The sequence below is a fragment of the Aphanizomenon sp. CS-733/32 genome, assembly GCF_028330045.1.
Lineage (GTDB): Bacteria > Cyanobacteriota > Cyanobacteriia > Cyanobacteriales > Nostocaceae > Dolichospermum > Dolichospermum gracile.
Genome location: NZ_JAQMSE010000183.1, coordinates 16,047 through 32,796, shown reverse-complemented (window position 1 = coordinate 32,796; position 16,750 = coordinate 16,047). Strand labels below are relative to the sequence as shown.

15 protein-coding genes are annotated in these 16,750 nt (G+C 38.7%); 3 read left to right on the top strand and 12 right to left on the bottom strand.

All coding sequences use genetic code 11. The features are described from left to right. Nucleotides 1–136: 136 nt before the first annotated feature. Together thiO and PN471_RS14905 are read right to left on the bottom strand one after the other, a co-directional pair. On the bottom strand, nucleotides 137–2,095 hold the full coding sequence (gene thiO / locus PN471_RS14910) for a glycine oxidase ThiO (RefSeq protein WP_271777520.1): 1,959 nt from the start codon (nucleotides 2,093–2,095) through the stop codon (nucleotides 137–139). Nucleotides 2,096–2,342: 247 nt separating this feature from the next. Next, a complete protein-coding gene (locus PN471_RS14905) occupies nucleotides 2,343–2,774 on the bottom strand; it encodes a hypothetical protein (protein ID WP_193892413.1) in 432 nt (143 codons plus the stop codon). Nucleotides 2,775–3,525: 751 nt separating this feature from the next. Between PN471_RS14905 and cimA the strand changes: the two genes are divergently transcribed. Next, nucleotides 3,526–5,184 (top strand): citramalate synthase, encoded by a 1,659-nt coding sequence (cimA, locus tag PN471_RS14900; RefSeq protein WP_271777519.1) that lies wholly within the window; start codon nucleotides 3,526–3,528, stop codon nucleotides 5,182–5,184. Nucleotides 5,185–5,561: 377 nt separating this feature from the next. Here the strand turns inward: cimA and PN471_RS14895 are convergent, their stop codons facing one another. The 5 genes from PN471_RS14895 to PN471_RS14875 all read right to left on the bottom strand — a co-directional run bounded on the left by PN471_RS14895 (nucleotide 5,562) and on the right by PN471_RS14875 (nucleotide 10,131). Then, nucleotides 5,562–6,518: an MDR/zinc-dependent alcohol dehydrogenase-like family protein gene (locus PN471_RS14895; RefSeq protein WP_271777518.1), complete on the bottom strand. Its 957-nt coding sequence runs from the start codon at nucleotides 6,516–6,518 to the stop codon at nucleotides 5,562–5,564. Nucleotides 6,519–6,582: 64 nt separating this feature from the next. Further along, nucleotides 6,583–7,185, bottom strand: a complete 603-nt coding sequence (locus tag PN471_RS14890) for a hypothetical protein (RefSeq protein ID WP_271777517.1) — start codon at nucleotides 7,183–7,185, stop codon at nucleotides 6,583–6,585. Nucleotides 7,186–7,230: 45 nt separating this feature from the next. After that, nucleotides 7,231–8,037: an inositol monophosphatase family protein gene (locus PN471_RS14885; RefSeq protein ID WP_271777516.1), complete on the bottom strand. Its 807-nt coding sequence runs from the start codon at nucleotides 8,035–8,037 to the stop codon at nucleotides 7,231–7,233. A 315-nt stretch (nucleotides 8,038–8,352) separates the two neighbouring features. Further along, nucleotides 8,353–9,474, bottom strand: a complete 1,122-nt coding sequence (locus PN471_RS14880) for a ferrochelatase (protein ID WP_271777515.1) — start codon at nucleotides 9,472–9,474, stop codon at nucleotides 8,353–8,355. Nucleotides 9,475–9,669: 195 nt separating this feature from the next. Next, nucleotides 9,670–10,131 carry a hypothetical protein gene (locus PN471_RS14875; RefSeq protein ID WP_271777514.1) on the bottom strand — a complete coding sequence of 154 codons (462 nt, stop codon included), beginning with the start codon at nucleotides 10,129–10,131 and terminating at the stop codon, nucleotides 9,670–9,672. Between the two features lie 365 nt (nucleotides 10,132–10,496). On the opposite strand from PN471_RS14875, the gene PN471_RS14870 reads away from it, so the two are divergent. Together PN471_RS14870 and PN471_RS14865 are read left to right on the top strand one after the other, a co-directional pair. After that, nucleotides 10,497–11,000 carry a DUF4112 domain-containing protein gene (locus PN471_RS14870; RefSeq protein ID WP_271777513.1) on the top strand — a complete coding sequence of 168 codons (504 nt, stop codon included), beginning with the start codon at nucleotides 10,497–10,499 and terminating at the stop codon, nucleotides 10,998–11,000. A gap of 19 nt (nucleotides 11,001–11,019) precedes the next feature. After that, nucleotides 11,020–11,955, top strand: coding sequence for an alpha/beta fold hydrolase (locus tag PN471_RS14865; protein ID WP_271777512.1), 936 nt, complete (start codon nucleotides 11,020–11,022; stop codon nucleotides 11,953–11,955). A 167-nt stretch (nucleotides 11,956–12,122) separates the two neighbouring features. Here PN471_RS14865 and PN471_RS14860 read toward each other — a convergent pair whose 3' ends face one another. The 5 genes from PN471_RS14860 to PN471_RS14840 all read right to left on the bottom strand — a co-directional run bounded on the left by PN471_RS14860 (nucleotide 12,123) and on the right by PN471_RS14840 (nucleotide 16,737). After that, nucleotides 12,123–13,295, bottom strand: a complete 1,173-nt coding sequence (locus tag PN471_RS14860) for an IscS subfamily cysteine desulfurase (protein WP_271777511.1) — start codon at nucleotides 13,293–13,295, stop codon at nucleotides 12,123–12,125. Between the two features lie 13 nt (nucleotides 13,296–13,308). After that, nucleotides 13,309–13,935, bottom strand: a complete 627-nt coding sequence (locus tag PN471_RS14855; protein WP_271777510.1) for a type I restriction endonuclease — start codon at nucleotides 13,933–13,935, stop codon at nucleotides 13,309–13,311. Between the two features lie 301 nt (nucleotides 13,936–14,236). Next, on the bottom strand, nucleotides 14,237–14,713 hold the full coding sequence (gene bcp / locus PN471_RS14850; RefSeq protein ID WP_271777509.1) for a thioredoxin-dependent thiol peroxidase: 477 nt from the start codon (nucleotides 14,711–14,713) through the stop codon (nucleotides 14,237–14,239). 45 nt (nucleotides 14,714–14,758) lie between these two features. Continuing rightward, entirely contained in the window at nucleotides 14,759–15,715 is a 957-nt protein-coding gene (locus tag PN471_RS14845; protein ID WP_271777508.1) for a ribonuclease Z, read from the bottom strand. Nucleotides 15,716–15,837: 122 nt separating this feature from the next. Beyond that, nucleotides 15,838–16,737, bottom strand: a complete 900-nt coding sequence (locus tag PN471_RS14840) for a sensor histidine kinase (protein WP_271777507.1) — start codon at nucleotides 16,735–16,737, stop codon at nucleotides 15,838–15,840. Nucleotides 16,738–16,750: the final 13 nt, after the last annotated feature.

Sequence of the window (16,750 nt, the reverse complement as noted above, 5' to 3'; positions counted from 1 at the left end):
TGTATCAAATTTTTTCAGATCCCCCTAAATCCCCCTTAACAAGGGGGACTTTGACTCTATTTCCCCCCTTAACAAGGGGGGTTAGGGGGGATCTGTAAGTACCTAAAATCACAACCTAAAACTTTTCAAACAACCTCTAAGCAGTAATTGTTCCCGTTACAGGTGAACTAGCACTAGCGTAATTTTTCATGGGCATTCTGCCGGCTAAGTAAGCCATGCGACCGGCTACAGTTGCCAAATTCATCGCATAAGCCATTGCTGGGGCATTTTCAGCTAGGGCGATCGCACTATTAATTAATAACGCATCCGCCCCCAATTCCATCGCCTCAGCAGCCTCAGAGGGCGCACCAATGCCGGCATCTACCACTACCGGAATATGGGCATTTTCAATAATAATCTGAATATTGGCGGTAGTTTTTAGCCCTTGTCCCGAACCAATGGGGGCAGCTAAAGGCATGACTGTGGCACAACCTACTTCTTCTAACCGCTTGGCTAACATCGGATCAGCATTAATATAAGGCAATACAGCAAAACCTTCTTTTACCAACTGTTCCGCAGCTTGCAAAGTCCCAATGGGATCAGGTAGTAAATACTTGGCATCAGGTATCACTTCCAACTTAACAAAATTATTATCTTCCTGTCCTAATAACTTCGCCATTTCTCGTCCCAACCGGGCCACCCGAATAGCTTCCTCCGCAGTTTGACAGCCGGCAGTATTGGGTAACATCCAGATTTTACTCCAATCCAAGGCTTCTGCTAAACCTTCATGTCCTGGGGCGTTAGTTTGTACCCGTCGCACAGCCACCGTAACAATTTGACAACCGCTTGCAGTGACACTTTGCTGCATTTCTTGGATATTGCGATATTTACCAGTTCCCGTCATTAACCGAGATTTAAAGCTTTTTCCCGCAATAATTAATGGTGAATCGGGAACAATTAAATCTGATATTTCCGGGTTACGGTGTCCGTTAGTAGCAGGAGTTGCGTGAATTAACATCGGTGTAGTAGTAGACGACACAGTAGAAAAGCGAGAATAATGAAAATTAGCTAAAACAGGATCTGCTTTTTGTTCACAAATCAAATCAGCAATTAATGTGGCTGTAATTGGTGCCAGTAAAATTCCATTGCGGTAATGACCAGTCGCAAAAGTTAAATTATCACAATCACTATGACCCAAAATAGGTAATTCGTCGGGGGTAGCGGGACGAAATCCCCACCACAGTTCTTGAATAGGATAATTTTCTAATTGGGGATATAGGCGAATGGCTGATTGTAGTAAATTTTGGATTCCCCCAGGGGTATTATGGGCAGTAAATCCTACATCTTCGCTAGTTGCACCAATAATGATAGAGCGATTCCTTCGAGGCACAATGTAAATATTTTCACCAAATAACACCCTGGTTAAAGGTAATTCAGTCAGAAAATCCGGGACTCGCAAACTCAGCATTTGTCCTTTGCGGGGACGCACTGGTAAAGGTAACAACTGATTTACCCAAGCACCAGCAGTTAAAAGATAATGGTCAGCACGAAATAAACCAGTATTAGTTTGGACACCAATAACTTTTCCCTGTTGTTGAGAAATCGCTTCCACTGTAATTCCATCTTGGCAGACAACACCCAAAGAGTCAGCCGCAGTCCGCAGAACTTTAATTAACGCCCGGTTATCAACTTGCCCGTCTTCAGGATACCACCAGCCACCTACCACATCTGCGCCCAAGCCTGGTTGATATTGGTTAATAGCATCTTGATCTAACCAGTAAGCCGTTTTGTCTCCTGTGTCTTTAGGTTGTTGATAAACTGGTGCGAGGATACCGCAGGACCAATAACCTGTATTATTTAAATCTTTCTCGGTAGTTAATTCTACTAATTTTTGTGTCCAGTCTAAATATAAATTACGCGATCGCCTACATAAAGCCAACATTGCCTCATTAGGAATATTTTCCGCATCAGGAGCTAACATTCCCGCTGCGGCATGGCTGGCTGCGGCAGTAAAATCACGGCAAAATACGGTTACATTTGCACCCCGTAATCGCAGTTCAACACCGCAAGCCAACCCAATAATACCACCACCAATAATTAAAACATCATTAGTCATTAGTCAGTAGGGGCGCAGGGCCTGCGCCCAATCATTAGTCATCAGTAAATAACTAATAACTCATAAATGGCTCACAAGGGGCGCGAAAATTGGTCATTGGTCACGGGAATTTGAGATTTGAGATTTTAGATGAAAAAAATTTGGTACAAGTCCCCGTCCTTGAGGACGGAAAAATACTCGCTGCGCTGGGTACGCAACGCTCACGTCAATCCCAAATCGAGTGACCTTTGACTTAATTTTTCCCTAATTACCACAAAGCGCGAATTGGTTCTTTCTTCCGACCTTCATTACCACTAGCACTTGAGTTACTCTGTGTAGTGGCAGTTTCATTGGTAGAACTGGAACTGTCATTACTACCACTTGTTTCTTGAGTAGTATTAGAAGAATTGTTAGTAGTCTCCGTAGAGAAATTACCTTGAGCTACACTAGTACGGCGGCTTTCACTGGCAGAATTACTTCCGCTGGAAGTTTCTGACTCATTACCACTAATATTTTCCGCATCATTCCCATTGGCAGCACTATTAACATTAATATTAGCCGGGAGAACACTAGATGCTTTCCGTCCTTGAGGGACATTAGCAGTTTGTTGTCCGCCCATAGGAAAATTAATTCCCAGTAACGTACCTAGCAAAATTGCTACGCCGCCAGCCATTAAAATCAAGGGTGTCCATCTACCCATCTTGTTTCTCTCCTTGTAAACCTTCTGGTGTCCAAACTAATTGAGAACCTTGATCCCAAAATCCATGAAAGGAATTTTAGATTTTAGATTTTAGATTACAAAAATTTGGTAAAATCCCCGTCCTTGAGGGTGGAGTCAATCCCAAATTCAAAATACTCCCTGCGCTGCGTACACTTCGCTAACGTCAATCGAAAATCAAGTGACAAGCTAAACCCAAGCAACTTGCAGGAAAGTTGGCAAAAAAGCAACGCCGCCGTGTTCACTTACGCCAATTTGCTGTGGCCACTCACCTTCTACCTTAACCGCATAAGTACCACAAGTGCCAATACCTCGACTCAGATTTAACAGGATTTGGGGTAGTATTACCCTGAGTGATCTTTTGCATTAAAACAGCCTAGTACCGCAAGGCAGAAGTCAAAAGTAATATTGAGCAAGCTGTTTGGCAATTGAGAATGGTTGGTTTATTCACCCAGTGCTGTACTAGAATTGAGTTATTAACAATGGTCATTAGCTCCTCACCCTATAGAAATTTTCGCAGCTTCTACGATACATATAGTGGTCAGGTAGACCGTGTTAGCTTATGGATTGGTACTGCCCTTTCAGAGGGAAACAGGAAAAAATGTTAGCCATTATTAGCATTTTTTTATCGGTATATTGAAATTACCGAAATAGGGTTTTGTCGTATGTTGGAACATCGCCGCAAAGTTGTCTCTTAGGTGTAAGTGTTGAACCAAAGGTTCACGAAATTTTTATGACCAAAACTCCCTCAAATCAACTTTGGATCTATGACACTACTCTCCGCGACGGGACTCAACGGGAAGGACTGTCAGTGTCCATAGAAGATAAGTTACGCATTGCTCACAAACTCGATGAATTAGGTATTCCTTTCATTGAAGGTGGTTGGCCGGGAGCAAATCCCAAAGATGTCCAATTTTTCTGGCAACTTCAAGAAAATCCCCTCAAACAAGCAGAAGTTGTCCCCTTTTGTTCCACCCGTCGTCCTCATACCAAAGCCGGAGATGAACCCATGCTGCAAGCGATTTTAGCAGCAGGTACGCGCTGGGTGACAATTTTCGGTAAATCCTGGGATTTGCACGTTACAGCCGGACTCAAGACCAGTCTGGAGGAAAATCTCGCCATGATTGGTGATACCATCGAGTACCTCCGTTCTCAAGGACGACGGGTAATTTACGATGCTGAACACTGGTTTGATGGTTATAAGCAAAATCCTGATTACGCTCTCCAGACGCTCACAGCAGCAGTCACCGCAGGTGCAGAATGGTTAGTTTTATGTGATACCAATGGGGGGACTTTACCTCATGAAGTTTCGCAAATTGTGTCAGTTGTAGTTAAGGGAACAGGGAATACAGAAGAAACTCCTTCCCAATTACCAATCATCAATTACCAATTACCCATTCCCCAAATTGGCATACATACTCATAATGATTCAGAAATGGCAGTTGCTAATGCCTTAGCAGCAGTTATGGCTGGAGCTAAGATGGTGCAAGGAACAATTAACGGTTATGGGGAACGTTGCGGTAATGCAAATCTGTGTTCTGTGATTCCCAATTTACAACTAAAGCTTGGTTACAGTTGTATCGGTGAACACCAGCTAAATCAACTTACAGAAGCTAGTCGGTTTGTGAGCGAAGTTGTTAATCTCGCACCTGACGAACACGCAGCTTTTGTGGGACGTTCAGCTTTTGCTCATAAAGGTGGGATTCATGTCTCTGCGGTGGAACGTAATCCTTTAACCTATGAACATATTCAACCAGAATTGGTAGGAAATCAACGCCGGATTGTCATTTCTGAACAGTCGGGTTTGAGTAATGTCTTAGCGAAAGCTAAAACCTGTGGGATTGAATTAGATAAGGATCATCCCCAAGCTAGGCAAATTCTCCAACGCATGAAGGAATTGGAGAGTGAAGGCTATCAATTTGAAGCCGCAGAGGCTAGTTTTATTCTTTTGATGTATGAGGCTTTATCTTGTCGTCAACAGTTTTTTGAAGTCCAGGGTTTTCAGGTTCATTGTGATTTGGTGGAGGTGAAAGAAATTACTAATTCTTTAGCAACTGTTAAAGTAGCTGTTAATGGTAAAAATATTCTGGAAGCCGCAGAAGGTAATGGACCAGTAGCGGCTTTAGATGCGGCCTTGCGGAAAGCTTTGGTGAATTTTTATCCCCAAATTGCCGATTTTGAGTTGACTGATTATAAGGTGAGAATTCTCAACGGAAATACGGGAACATCTGCAAAAACTCGTGCTTTAGTAGAATCGGGTAATGGTCAACAACGGTGGACTACTGTAGGAGTTTCTAGTAATATCTTGGAGGCTTCTTATCAAGCTGTGGTTGAAGGTTTGGAATATGGATTATTGCTACATTTCCAAGCTGAAAAGGCGTTGAAGGTTTAGGAGTTGATATAGCAATACAATCGAGAGGGCGGGGAAACCCCCCCCTACTGTGTGATTTCCTGAATGTATCTCACAAAGAGTGCATACCGCTATAAATTTTGGTAGAGATATTTAATTAAAAGATAACTATTTGCTGCTAACAATAATATAATATGGATACAATTTGCAATAACAGCCTATGCAAGCCCTAAATATTACATTACCAGATACATTAGCAAAGTTTTCCAGATCAGAAAATTACTCTCTGTGATGCTGTAACTGCTATTTTATCTGACGAAATGAAGTTAGCAGTGTGGACTTATGATTATCATTTTGATATTATGCACATACAGGTATGTCGTTAAAATTTGTTAATATCTTAATCCTATCAATCATGATTACGAACTCATTTCCAATAACACTTTTAAAACGCCCTTTGTTTTGGCTTTTTCAAAAGCTTCTAAACCTTGAGAAAGAGGATAATAACTATCAATTAAATATTGGACATCTACCTTTTCCGTCGCTAACAATTCCAAGGCTGGAACGAAGGGACCGCAACGAGAACCAATCAGGGTGATTTCATCTACCACCAAAGACGAAGCATCTAAACTCAGATTTCCCGCATAGGTGCTTTTTAAGATTAATGTTCCGCGAGGACGTAAAGCTCGACGCGCAATATTAAAACCTTCAGGATTGCCGGTACAATCAACAGAGATATCAAAATATCTATCGGTGACGCTATCAGCTAAACCTGTTTTAATTCCTTTAGCTGATAAATTTGTTAATTTTTCTTTGTGTCTTCCAACTACTAATAATTCACAACTAGTTAAGGCTAGGGTTTGGGCTATTAGTTGTCCTAGTTTACCATCACCAACCACTAATACTCGGTCATCTTTACCTATTTGTATTTGTTGTTGAATTTCCAATGCTGCGGCTATGGGTTCGGTAAAAGTTGCGGCTGCTGTAGATACGTTTTCGGGGACAAGATGCAAATTTTCAATAGGTAAAGATAGATATTCTGCAAATGCACCATTACGGTTAACAATTCCTAAAACGGTGCGATTTTCGCAATGTGTTGGTTGTCCGCGACGACAAAAACGACAAGTACCACAAGCGGCGTTAATTTCACCAACGACTCTTTGATTAATTAACTGTTGGGGACCTTGTTCGACAATACCAACAAATTCATGACCGATAATGCCAGTATAGGGATAATAACCTTTAATTAATTCTAGGTCTGTATGACAAATTCCTGCTCGCAAAATCCTCACTAAGGCTTCTCCTGGTGGTGGTTCAGGGATAGGAATATTGGTGCGTAATTCTAGTTGATTATTTTCTAACCAAAGTCCTTTCATAAGTTTTTGATTGGGAAAGAATATTCAAATTATCTATTAAAGATTGTATCAAGGAGCTAAATATTTATACTCCTTCTAAAATTCCTACAATGACAGCGACTAAATTATCTAAATCTCCAGGAACTTTAATATCTTGGGTAATTTGCTGCTGACTACTATCAATTTTACCAAATTGCCAAATATTTCCTATTGTTACTGCACCATATAAGGTAGTTTTTTCTTCAATATGAGATAAAGCAATTAACTCTATTGCTAATTGAGTAAATCCTCTAGTAAGATCATCGTTTTTAGCTTCAATAACTAGCAAATTGTTTTTTAACCGTAATAGATAATCAAGGTTTCCTTTGAGCCGATTGTTGATGGATAGAGGATATTCAATTCGCATTTGGCATTGACAATACCGAATTACTTCCAATAGTATGGGAGATACTAAAGTTTCCCTTCTAGCGGTTTCGTTGCTTAAACTGATGAATGGTAAAATGTCTTCTATTCTTTGTTTGAGTTCTGGTAGTTGATTTAATGGTTGGGTAGTTTGTGGTAAAGATAGATGGGATTTAATTAGTGTATAATCAAACTCGGCTAGAATATCATCTGCTTCATAAGGTAACTCGAAATAAGAGCGGAAGGTGTAGGACTGATTATCCTGTAAGATTTTGAGTTTAGTCATAGCATCTGCCTTTTTTCATAACTAGAAGAAATCGTGGTAGATGTTTTAGAGTTTTAGATGGGACAGAAAGGGTGTAAATATTGGAATTATATCGGAATTACTGACAACCATCGTGGGAAAAGAGCGATCGCTATAATCTATTCCCGGTGATAATGGAAAAGACTCAGAATTGAGCGATATCCATGTCCCACCCGCAGCTTGCACAATTACCCAAGCACCAGCAATATCCCATACCTTTGGTGTGGCTTCAATTCCCCCCAAAACCGCACCGGTGGCGACTGAAAGAAAGTTATAACTAGCAACTCCTAACATCCGAATTTTACAGGGAAAACCTGGTTGAATAATGTCGGTACTGCGAGAACAAAGGTTAAAAAAGTGGTTTTTGCTGGGAGCATCTTTACTGCTATGAATGGGATGATTATTTAAAAATGCCCCCGTTGGCGTTGTTAAGCCCGATGAACTCGCCCAAAATCCATGAAAGGCTTGATTTAATGGTGGTGCGTAAACATAACCAAAAATGGGTGTGCCACGATAAAGTAAGCCCAAAGAAATAGACCAAATCGGAATTCCTCTGGTAAAATTGGTCGTACCATCCAAAGGATCAATAACCCAACACCATTCTGTATTCGGAAAAATTTGATCACTTTCTTCGCTCAAAATGCCGTAACCGGAAAAGGTAGAAACAATCGCATCTCTAATTTCTTGATCTGCCCATTTATCAGATTTTGTGACTAAGCTACCATCAGATTTTTGTGAAGCTTGGACTTTGCCAAAATCCTGCATTAATTGTTTTCCTACTCTAGTAGTAGTAGTTTCCGCAAAGTCTAAAATCGTATTCCAAAAATCATTCATTTGATTAGTTTTTAGTTGTTAGTTGTCAATTATTAAGTGATTTTATCACAGATGGATTCATGGGAAATTCAGTAAGAAGCAAAAATCTGTATTTATTCAACACAGTAATTATCATAAGCTTTTTTGAAAATATCTTGAATATCTGCTGCGACCCAATCAGGTGCTAAAACTATAGCATTATCGCCATATTGATTTGTCTAGGGCTTGCTGAAAAAGTGGAAAAAGGCAAAAAAAGTCCACCTAAATGGACTAATAAAAAATTAAATATTTTGAGGTTTTGCCTGTGTAGATGCGGGTTCTAAGCGCCCCAATTACTTAATGATGGTGATGGTGATGAGTGATAGCTGATTGGGAATTAACAGCCATACCTTCAGTTTCCATCAACTCTGCTATATGTACATTTGCCCATTCAGCAGCCATAGCTAAAAATTGTGGATTATCATTAACACAAGCCATTTGTAAATAATCTACATCTGGATGTTGTTTTTCTAAATCATGAATAATGTGATGCACATCTAACAAAGTTTCGTGATTTTCTGTGGCAAACCCAATGGGCATAAATAGCAATACCTTTGCACCCAATTGAATCAAATTTTGAGCAGCTTGGGTAGCATTTGGTTGAGTCCATTCAATTAACGGTGTATCGTGGTTTAACCAACCCACAGAAATTAACGGATAATTGTTAATTAACTTATTTCTCACTAACTCATACATGGCTTGACTCTCATCAATCCCGGAAGTAAAGCCTTTCGCTTTGTGGGGACAACCATGATTCATCAAGATAATCCCAATTTGCGAAGGTAAATAACCTGTGGCCAAATCAGTATGAATTTTTTCTTCTACCAAATGCGCCATTAAATCAATATATTTTGGCTCATTGTAGAAGGAAGGAATATATCTTTGGGCTTTAATCCAATGTTCATCACCATCAGCTAATTCTACCAGAGCATTATTTACTTGTTCAATAGCAATACCACTGGTAAAAATGGAATCAACAACCAATAATGGATAAATCAGAAGTTTGCTAAAGCCTTGATCTTTAATTTCGGCTAAAACTTGGTTTGGTAAAAAAGGAGCGCAAAAGTTAAAAGCTTTAAAAACTTGAACCCCATTACCCCATTTATGTTGTAATTCGTGTTCAATCCCGGCTCTTTGTCTTTCAAAAATGGCATTATGTGGGGAAATAAAATCATGATGTGTGTGTCCCCATTCATGGCGATCGAATAATGCCAAAAGCTTGGCTAAAGGGGGATAAATCCAAGTAGGAACAGGAGCGAATTTAGCAGTTAGTAAATTTAAAGCTTGTTCGTTATAGTTAGCAAAATCTTCGTAGCTTTCGACTTCGCCATAGCCCATAAGTAATACGGCTACGCGGTCTTTACTGGGTAGATGATCGTGGCTATGGGTAGCGTGCAGTTTTTCCGGGGTTGCAACCACAATGAGTTCCTCAAGATAACTAAAACAGAGAGACAAGCCTAGACAATTGCTAGATTATCTCTATCAATTTGTAGCATAATATCCTATCCAGGGGGAGGGGATAAAAATAAAAATACACATCTACATGAATAAATTAACCTGTGCAAAAGCATAATACAACCATATAACTATCATTACTGCCAGTACTGCCCAAGTTTACTCACATACCGCATTTTTATCATTTTTTCTTAAACGCGCTAAACTATCAATAGCATCACCTAAAGCTGTCGTGAGACTTTTCCGAGTTTGAGCGTGATTTTCTTGCTCAAGTTTCAAAGCTTGTAATAGACAATCACGTTCTTCTATGACTTCTAATAATTGAGCTTGTAACTCTTCTAGAGAATTAAACTGGAAAATTTCTTGCTGAATAGCTGTAGTTATATCAGTTCCGGTTTCTCCATTAACACCCGAAAATTTTTGGACTTCAGCCTTTATAGATGCCACAGCTTCTTGGTGCATTTTCGCGTCTGCGCGTCTTTGCTCCGCTTCAGTATTATAAAGTTGCCGCCATTTTTGCGAACTTTCCCAAGCTTCATCTCGTTCCTGCTGAAATTGCCTCATCTGTTGTGTGAGAGACTGAATTTCCGCTAACCATTTTTGTGTTAGATCTTGAGTCATAGAAAGTTTTTTGTAGTAGATAGGTTGAACCTTTTTGATCAAACCAATAGAGTAGTAGACTAGTACCGCAGGGCGGAAGTCAAAAATCAAAACCAAGACAGTATAACCTGAGTTCGGAGTTTCTCCTTCGGAGACGCTACGCGAACGGAGTTATGATTTTTTCAACGAGATCATCAGGGTTTGAGACTCATGGCGAGTTTTCCACAAACTATCTTATGTCGAACTCAGGTACTTATGATATAACAAATGCGTCAGCGTGCCGGAGGCATCTTTCTAATCGCCGATAGCCTAGCGTGGCGTTAGCCATAAACTTTGAAAACATCCTCTCAGGAAGTTAATCACTCAGTCAGTGGAAATCATTAATAATGCCTAATTCTTCTAAACCATTTGTAATTACACCCGATGGTTATGCACCGAGATTAAAGCGTCTACGTCAACTTAGTGGACTATTAGATAATATAATTACCATTCCCGGAACACAAATAGGAATTGGGTTAGATCCAATTATAGGATTACTGCCTATAGGTGGTGATGCTTTAGGATTAATATTTTCATTTTATATTATCATTGAGGCCGCACAATTAGGCGTACCCGCAGCCACATTAGGACGGATGGTAATCAATGTGATTGTAGATTCCTGGGTTGGGGCTATTCCCATGTTAGGAGATTTGTTTGATTTTGCCTGGAGGGCGAATAATTACAATATCCTTTTATTGGAAGCAGCCTTAAAATCTCCACATCAAAATCAAAAGGCAGATAACTCATTTATCCTCATTTTTGGTATTGGCTTATTTCTACTGGCTATTGTCTTAATATCCATACCCGTGATATTAATAAGAATATTATGGCAAATTTTCACTGGTAGTTAAATGACTTATCTATAAAATTATGAAAGATTGGTGGCAAGATAATTTCCCTCAAGGGCGGCAAAATCTCATTATTAATGATTCTCAAGGTTATCCAATTCAAATAGCCTATGGTGAAAAAGGTAGCGGGAGACCGTTAATTTTATTACATGGTTTAGGTAGTTGGAGTTATAATTGGCGGCATAGTATTGGACCATTATCTCAACATTTTCGAGTAATTTGTTGTGATTTTAAATGTTTTGGTTTTTCCGAAAAACCTGTATCTCGTCGGGAAGAAACAGGACATCAAATTATTGAACTAAAACGTATTATTCAAGGTTTATGTGATGAACCACCCATTATTGTCGCAGAATCTATAGGCGCATTAATTTCTCTGGGATTAGCCGGTAAAAATCCCGATTTAATCGGACGGTTAGTAGTAATTAATGCCCCTATTTTTACAGAAACTTTACCTCATTGGTCTATGGGTTTACTAGCACAAACACCAATAGAAATTATCCATACAATTGATAATTTACGTCTAGCATATTGGTTTGCACCTTTAGTCAGAGAAGTCATGGGAGCAGAAAGACGCAAGGTCTTATATGATCCTTCATTATTAACAGAAGAAGATATTTATTGGCTTACTTACCCATTCATTGAAATTCCGGGAACGTTGGTAAAAGTGGCTGAAGAGTTACAAATTGCTGCCCAAGAAATTGAGAATTTGCGAAAAGATCAGCCAAGTATGCTGAAAAATATTCAAAATAATCTCAAAAATATTGAATGTCCAACTTTGGTTTTATGGGGTGATCAAGATAGTTGGTTTCCTGTTAGTCATGGAGAAAAATTACATCAAAATCTGCCTAAATCTCGCTTACAAATTTTACAAAATTGTTATCATGATGCGTCAACTGGTTCTGCTGATGTGGTGAATGCTACAATTTTGGAGTTTTTAAAAGATACCAATTTCTGTTGAATTTTGAGTAATGATATAAATTGTGTTTTTACCAATTATTAATGATCAAAGTTCAGGCGGTTTTCCGTGGGGGCAATGCCCCCGTGCTTGCGCCAAAACTTATCAGGACAACCACAGAGGGTTTGCCTCAAAAACCTCTCAGGACAACCACGTTTGCCCCTACTTTTTTAATAAGCCCTAATTACTGACGCGCTTCTTAAACCTTGAACAGTGGAAATTACCTGTTGGACAACTTGATCAATTTCCTCAACTGTATTAAATCTGCCAATTCCAAACCGCACCGAAGCATAAGCTAATTTATCTGAATGTCCCAACGCTTTTAACACATAGGAAGGGGCAACATTATTAGAAGAACAAGCAGAACCAGAGGATACAGCTACTATTGATTGTAAACCTAAAGAAAGTGCCGCCCCATCTACACCTTCCACACTAATATTTAAATTTCCTGCTAATCGTTTTTGAGGATCTCCATTTATATAAATTCCCTCTAGAGTAGATATCTGGTCCCACAATCTTTCTCTTAATACTGTTAACCGTTGATTTTCGGTTTCTTGTTCGGTTATGGCAATTTCTACAGCTTTACCAAAACCGACAATTTGCGGTGTATATAATGTCCCAGAACGCATTCCTCTTTCATGTCCTCCCCCATGTTGTTGGGAAGCAAGTTTCACCCTGGGATTACGTCTGCGAACATATAAAGCCCCAATTCCCTTTGGTCCATAGACTTTATGGGCTGTAAGAGACATTAAATCAATATTCATTGCTTCCACGTCTAAAGGGATTTTAGCAATAGCTTGAGCTGCGTCTGTGTGAAAAATAATTTGCCGTTGACGGCACATTGCCCCAATTTCGGCTATTGGTTGTAAAACCCCAATTTCATTATTTGCAGCCATTACAGATACTAAAATTGTATCATGACGCAAGGCTTTTTCTAACTGATTTAAATCAATTAGTCCATCTTTTTCAACTGGCAAAACTGTAATATCAAAACCAAGATTTTTTAAATATTCACAAGGATCTAAAACTGCTTTATGTTCCGTGTTGATGGTAACAATGTGTTGACCTTTTTGGAAATAAGCTTCAGCAATACCTTTAATAGCTAGATTATTTGCTTCTGTTGCACCACTGGTAAAAACAATTTCTTCAGGTGTGGCGTTAATTACATTTGCTAAAAGTTCCCGTGTTTGTCTAACAGCAGTTTCTGATTCCCAACCATAAACATGACTAATACTAGCCGCATTACCAAACTTTTCTGTAAAATAGGGAATCATAGCAGCCATTACCCTTTCATCAACGGGGGTAGTAGCATGACAATCGAGGTAGATAGGACGACTGGACATAATTAATTAACGATTAATTCAAAATTTGACCTAGTTTTTTTAAGATTCGGAAAACTTGATAAAGTTCGTTCTCTCGCTTCAAAAGCGTAAATTGATCAGACAAAGCATATTGAGATTGATTGATTTGAGAAAGTTTAAGAAAAATAAAATCACTGCCATTCATTACTAATCCAAACACGGGTTTTGTAGGTTGAGGATTAGCCAGCATATAAGTAAGCGCTTGAGGAATGGCTTCTAAAACAGAAAAAGTTGGTCTTTTAGATTCAATTACCAATAACCATAATTGTTGCTGGATAACTAAAACATCAATTCTGCCTCTAATAATTTCTTCTGCATCTTCGACGGCAATTTCTATTGATGATTTACTTCTAATCAAGAAAGGTTCATCATAAAATCCAGCTAAACTGAGTAAGGGAGATAAAACTACTAACTTTACTGTTTCTTCCGATAAAGGAGGATGTTTAACCAATCGGAGAAAATGAAGCTTAACCTTGTCTAGATATTGCTTCTCCAATTCTGAGATTTCTGGCAAATTTTCCCACCATTCAGGGAAAAATGTTTCATTGTCGGTTTGTTCTAGACCAAATCTTGCTTCTAAGTCGGCAATACCTATATTTTGCGCTTGGATGAATTGAACCATAATACAAATAATGGAATTGATATTCCTATTGTATAAGGTGGGAATGGTTATGTTATTTCATTAATCTGATTTGGTAAAGTAAAGTTTAAATTAATTAACATTTGGGCAATCAAATATCACGGGTATATCAACAAAGGCTGACAAATCGGACTATCAAAGTTAGCTCTACCGTTCCCTTTATGTAAAACAAGGAAACCCAACACTCCTTGCTATCTTAACCCTAATGTTGGGTTTCACTTCGTTCAACCCAACCTACAAAAATGAAATTAATACTTTTTACTATAAGGGGAACTATAAAAGTTTAATTAGCTGCTAATTCCCGGATTTTCTTGAGGACGGCTTCAGCATGACCTTTGGTTTTGACATTAGGCCAAACGTAGGCAATGATTTTATCAGGTGAAATTAGGAAGGTTGAACGAGCGACTCCCATATATTCTTTACCCATAAACTTTTTTAACCGCCATGCACCATAGGCTTCTATTAATTGATGTTCAGGATCAGTTAATAGGGTAATTGATAAATTATGTTTATCTATAAATTTGCAATGGGAGGTAGCAGAATCTGGACTAACACCGATGATTTTTGCTCCCGCTGTGGTAAATTCTGAGGATAATTTTGTAAAATCTTGAGCCTCTGTAGTGCAACCAGGTGTATTATCTTTAGGATAGAAATAGAGAACTAGCCATTGATTAAAATCAGCGAGGTTGGTTAGGTGATTGTTTTGATCTGGGGTGGAAAAATCTGGTGCAGGTTGTCCAATTTGGGGAATATTGCTCATAATGAGAAGGCGATAAATTAGGGATAAGTAGAAATTATATCAAAATCATACACTTACATTTGATTCAATTTCCCGTCGGCGAGGGACATCATAAACCATAAAATCATGAGCCATGATTGTTTTCGGAAAAATTGCTTTTGCTTCTTTAAGTAAGTCTTTTAATTCAATAGTATTCCCTGGAGCATAACGAGGGCTAAAATGTGTCATAATCAGTTTACGAACTCCTGCGATATGTGCTGTTTGGGCTGCCATTGTAGTTGTAGAATGTAGCCTTTGAAAAGCCATTTCTGAATCTTGATGAGCAAATGTGGCTTCATGAATTAACACGTCCGCATCATCTGCTAATTGCACAGCACCGTTACAATAAACTGTATCTGTACAATAGGCAATTTTCCGCCCGATTTCTGTTGGTCCACATAATTCACTACCATTGATTACTCTACCGTCTTCTAGGGTGACTGTTTCACCGCGCTTGAGTTGTCCATAAATTGGACCGGAAGGAATTTCTAAGGCTTTGGCTTTTTCTATATCAAAACGTCCGGTTCTATCTTTTTCCGCGACTCGGTAGCCAAAAGCAGGAATACGGTGATGTAAAAGACCACAGCTAACTGTAAATTCATCATTTTCATAAATTACCCCCGGCTGAACGGTATGCACTTTAATCGGGTAAGAAAAATGGGTATGGGAGTAACGAGAAGCGGCTTGTAAGTATTCGTTTAATCCCGATGGACCATAAATATCAATTTTGTCTACATTACCTGCTAAACCGCAACTAGCCAGCAATCCCATTAAGCCGAAAATATGATCACCGTGCATATGGGTGACAAAAATTCGGGATAGTTGGCTAACTTTTAAGTCACTCCGCAAAATTTGATGTTGAGTTCCTTCCCCACAGTCAAATAACCACAGTTCTGCCCGTTGTGGCAATCTCAGTGCTACGCTGGAAACGTTGCGTGATCTTGTCGGTACACCTGAACTCGTCCCTAAGAATGTAATCTGCACGGTGTTTTTTAGCTTTCCTTTTGCTCAATATAGTCCTCGATTCTCTATCTTGACACAGTATTGCCACAGTCAGCTATTGAAGAAAAAGCAAAACATCACAGATTTTCCAATTTTCCTAGTTTTTATTGCCACCAGAAAGAATTTGGTAAAGGCCAAGATAACTCGCAAAGAGTACCTTGAGGATAAAGGGAAACTCTCCTAAATTTACCGTTAATTTGTTGTGCTAAATTTTTAAATTGTTTTGTTCCCCAACCTTCTTTTAATGGGTAAACTCCTAAACCATTATCTATAATGCTCAAAGTGTAAACCCCTTGATCTTCAGCCCAAGAATAAGTAACTTGTAAACAGGTGATGTCAGTGGCGTGTTTGCCAACATTACATAAAGCTTCTTCTAAAAATCGGCAAAGTCCTCGCTTATTTTCAATACTCAAACTGCTTTCATCTATAGGCTCAAAACTATGGATTTTTAGTTTGAGGGTTTTAAAGCAGGTAAAATCCCTTTCTAATGTATAGGTATAAACTTGATAGAGAATCTCATGTAAAGGGTTTCGCAAATCTATGACTACATTACTTCCTAAATAAAGGCTAGTATCTTGATTAAGAGTTTCTTGTTGCCAAAATTCATATATTCCTCGTAACTCTTGATTCAATTCTTCAAGTTCTTGTTCTATTAAAGGTAGCAAATTATTAATGGGTAAATCTTTTCTCTTGACGAGACGTAAAACTTTAGCTAGAGTTTGTAATGGTCCGTTGTGAATTGTTTCAAATGTAGCTTGAATCATGGTCTTATGAGCTTTAATTCCAGATTCAATTGTTTGATTATATTGATATAAAGACATAAGACTGATGCTGTTTACAACTATAACAAAAGTTGCTGGAAATATAGAAAATGACCAACCCCAAGTTAATAAGAAATGACTAATCAATACTAGACTAAAAATAGTAATGATAACTTCTGATAATTTGCCTACAGAAACAAAATAAATTTCTTCCTGTAGTTTTTTCCAAAATTGAGTTTGCATAAGCTTTTATTCC

What these genes read in the sequence shown, in the direction of transcription:
- PN471_RS14860 (WP_271777511.1), bottom strand. Translation starts at nt 13,295, where the DNA reads ATGTCCAGTCGTCCTATCTACCTCGATTGTCATGCTACTACCCCCGTT.
- thiO (WP_271777520.1), bottom strand. Translation starts at nt 2,095, where the DNA reads ATGACTAATGATGTTTTAATTATTGGTGGTGGTATTATTGGGTTGGCT.
- PN471_RS14875 (WP_271777514.1), bottom strand. Translation starts at nt 10,131, where the DNA reads ATGACTCAAGATCTAACACAAAAATGGTTAGCGGAAATTCAGTCTCTC.
- PN471_RS14865 (WP_271777512.1), top strand. Translation starts at nt 11,020, where the DNA reads ATGAAAGATTGGTGGCAAGATAATTTCCCTCAAGGGCGGCAAAATCTC.
- PN471_RS14890 (WP_271777517.1), bottom strand. Translation starts at nt 7,185, where the DNA reads ATGACTAAACTCAAAATCTTACAGGATAATCAGTCCTACACCTTCCGC.
- cimA (WP_271777519.1), top strand. Translation starts at nt 3,526, where the DNA reads ATGACCAAAACTCCCTCAAATCAACTTTGGATCTATGACACTACTCTC.
- PN471_RS14885 (WP_271777516.1), bottom strand. Translation starts at nt 8,037, where the DNA reads ATGAATGATTTTTGGAATACGATTTTAGACTTTGCGGAAACTACTACT.
- PN471_RS14870 (WP_271777513.1), top strand. Translation starts at nt 10,497, where the DNA reads ATGCCTAATTCTTCTAAACCATTTGTAATTACACCCGATGGTTATGCA.
- bcp (WP_271777509.1), bottom strand. Translation starts at nt 14,713, where the DNA reads ATGAGCAATATTCCCCAAATTGGACAACCTGCACCAGATTTTTCCACC.
- PN471_RS14840 (WP_271777507.1), bottom strand. Translation starts at nt 16,737, where the DNA reads ATGCAAACTCAATTTTGGAAAAAACTACAGGAAGAAATTTATTTTGTT.
- PN471_RS14905 (WP_193892413.1), bottom strand. Translation starts at nt 2,774, where the DNA reads ATGGGTAGATGGACACCCTTGATTTTAATGGCTGGCGGCGTAGCAATT.
- PN471_RS14895 (WP_271777518.1), bottom strand. Translation starts at nt 6,518, where the DNA reads ATGAAAGGACTTTGGTTAGAAAATAATCAACTAGAATTACGCACCAAT.
- PN471_RS14855 (WP_271777510.1), bottom strand. Translation starts at nt 13,935, where the DNA reads ATGGTTCAATTCATCCAAGCGCAAAATATAGGTATTGCCGACTTAGAA.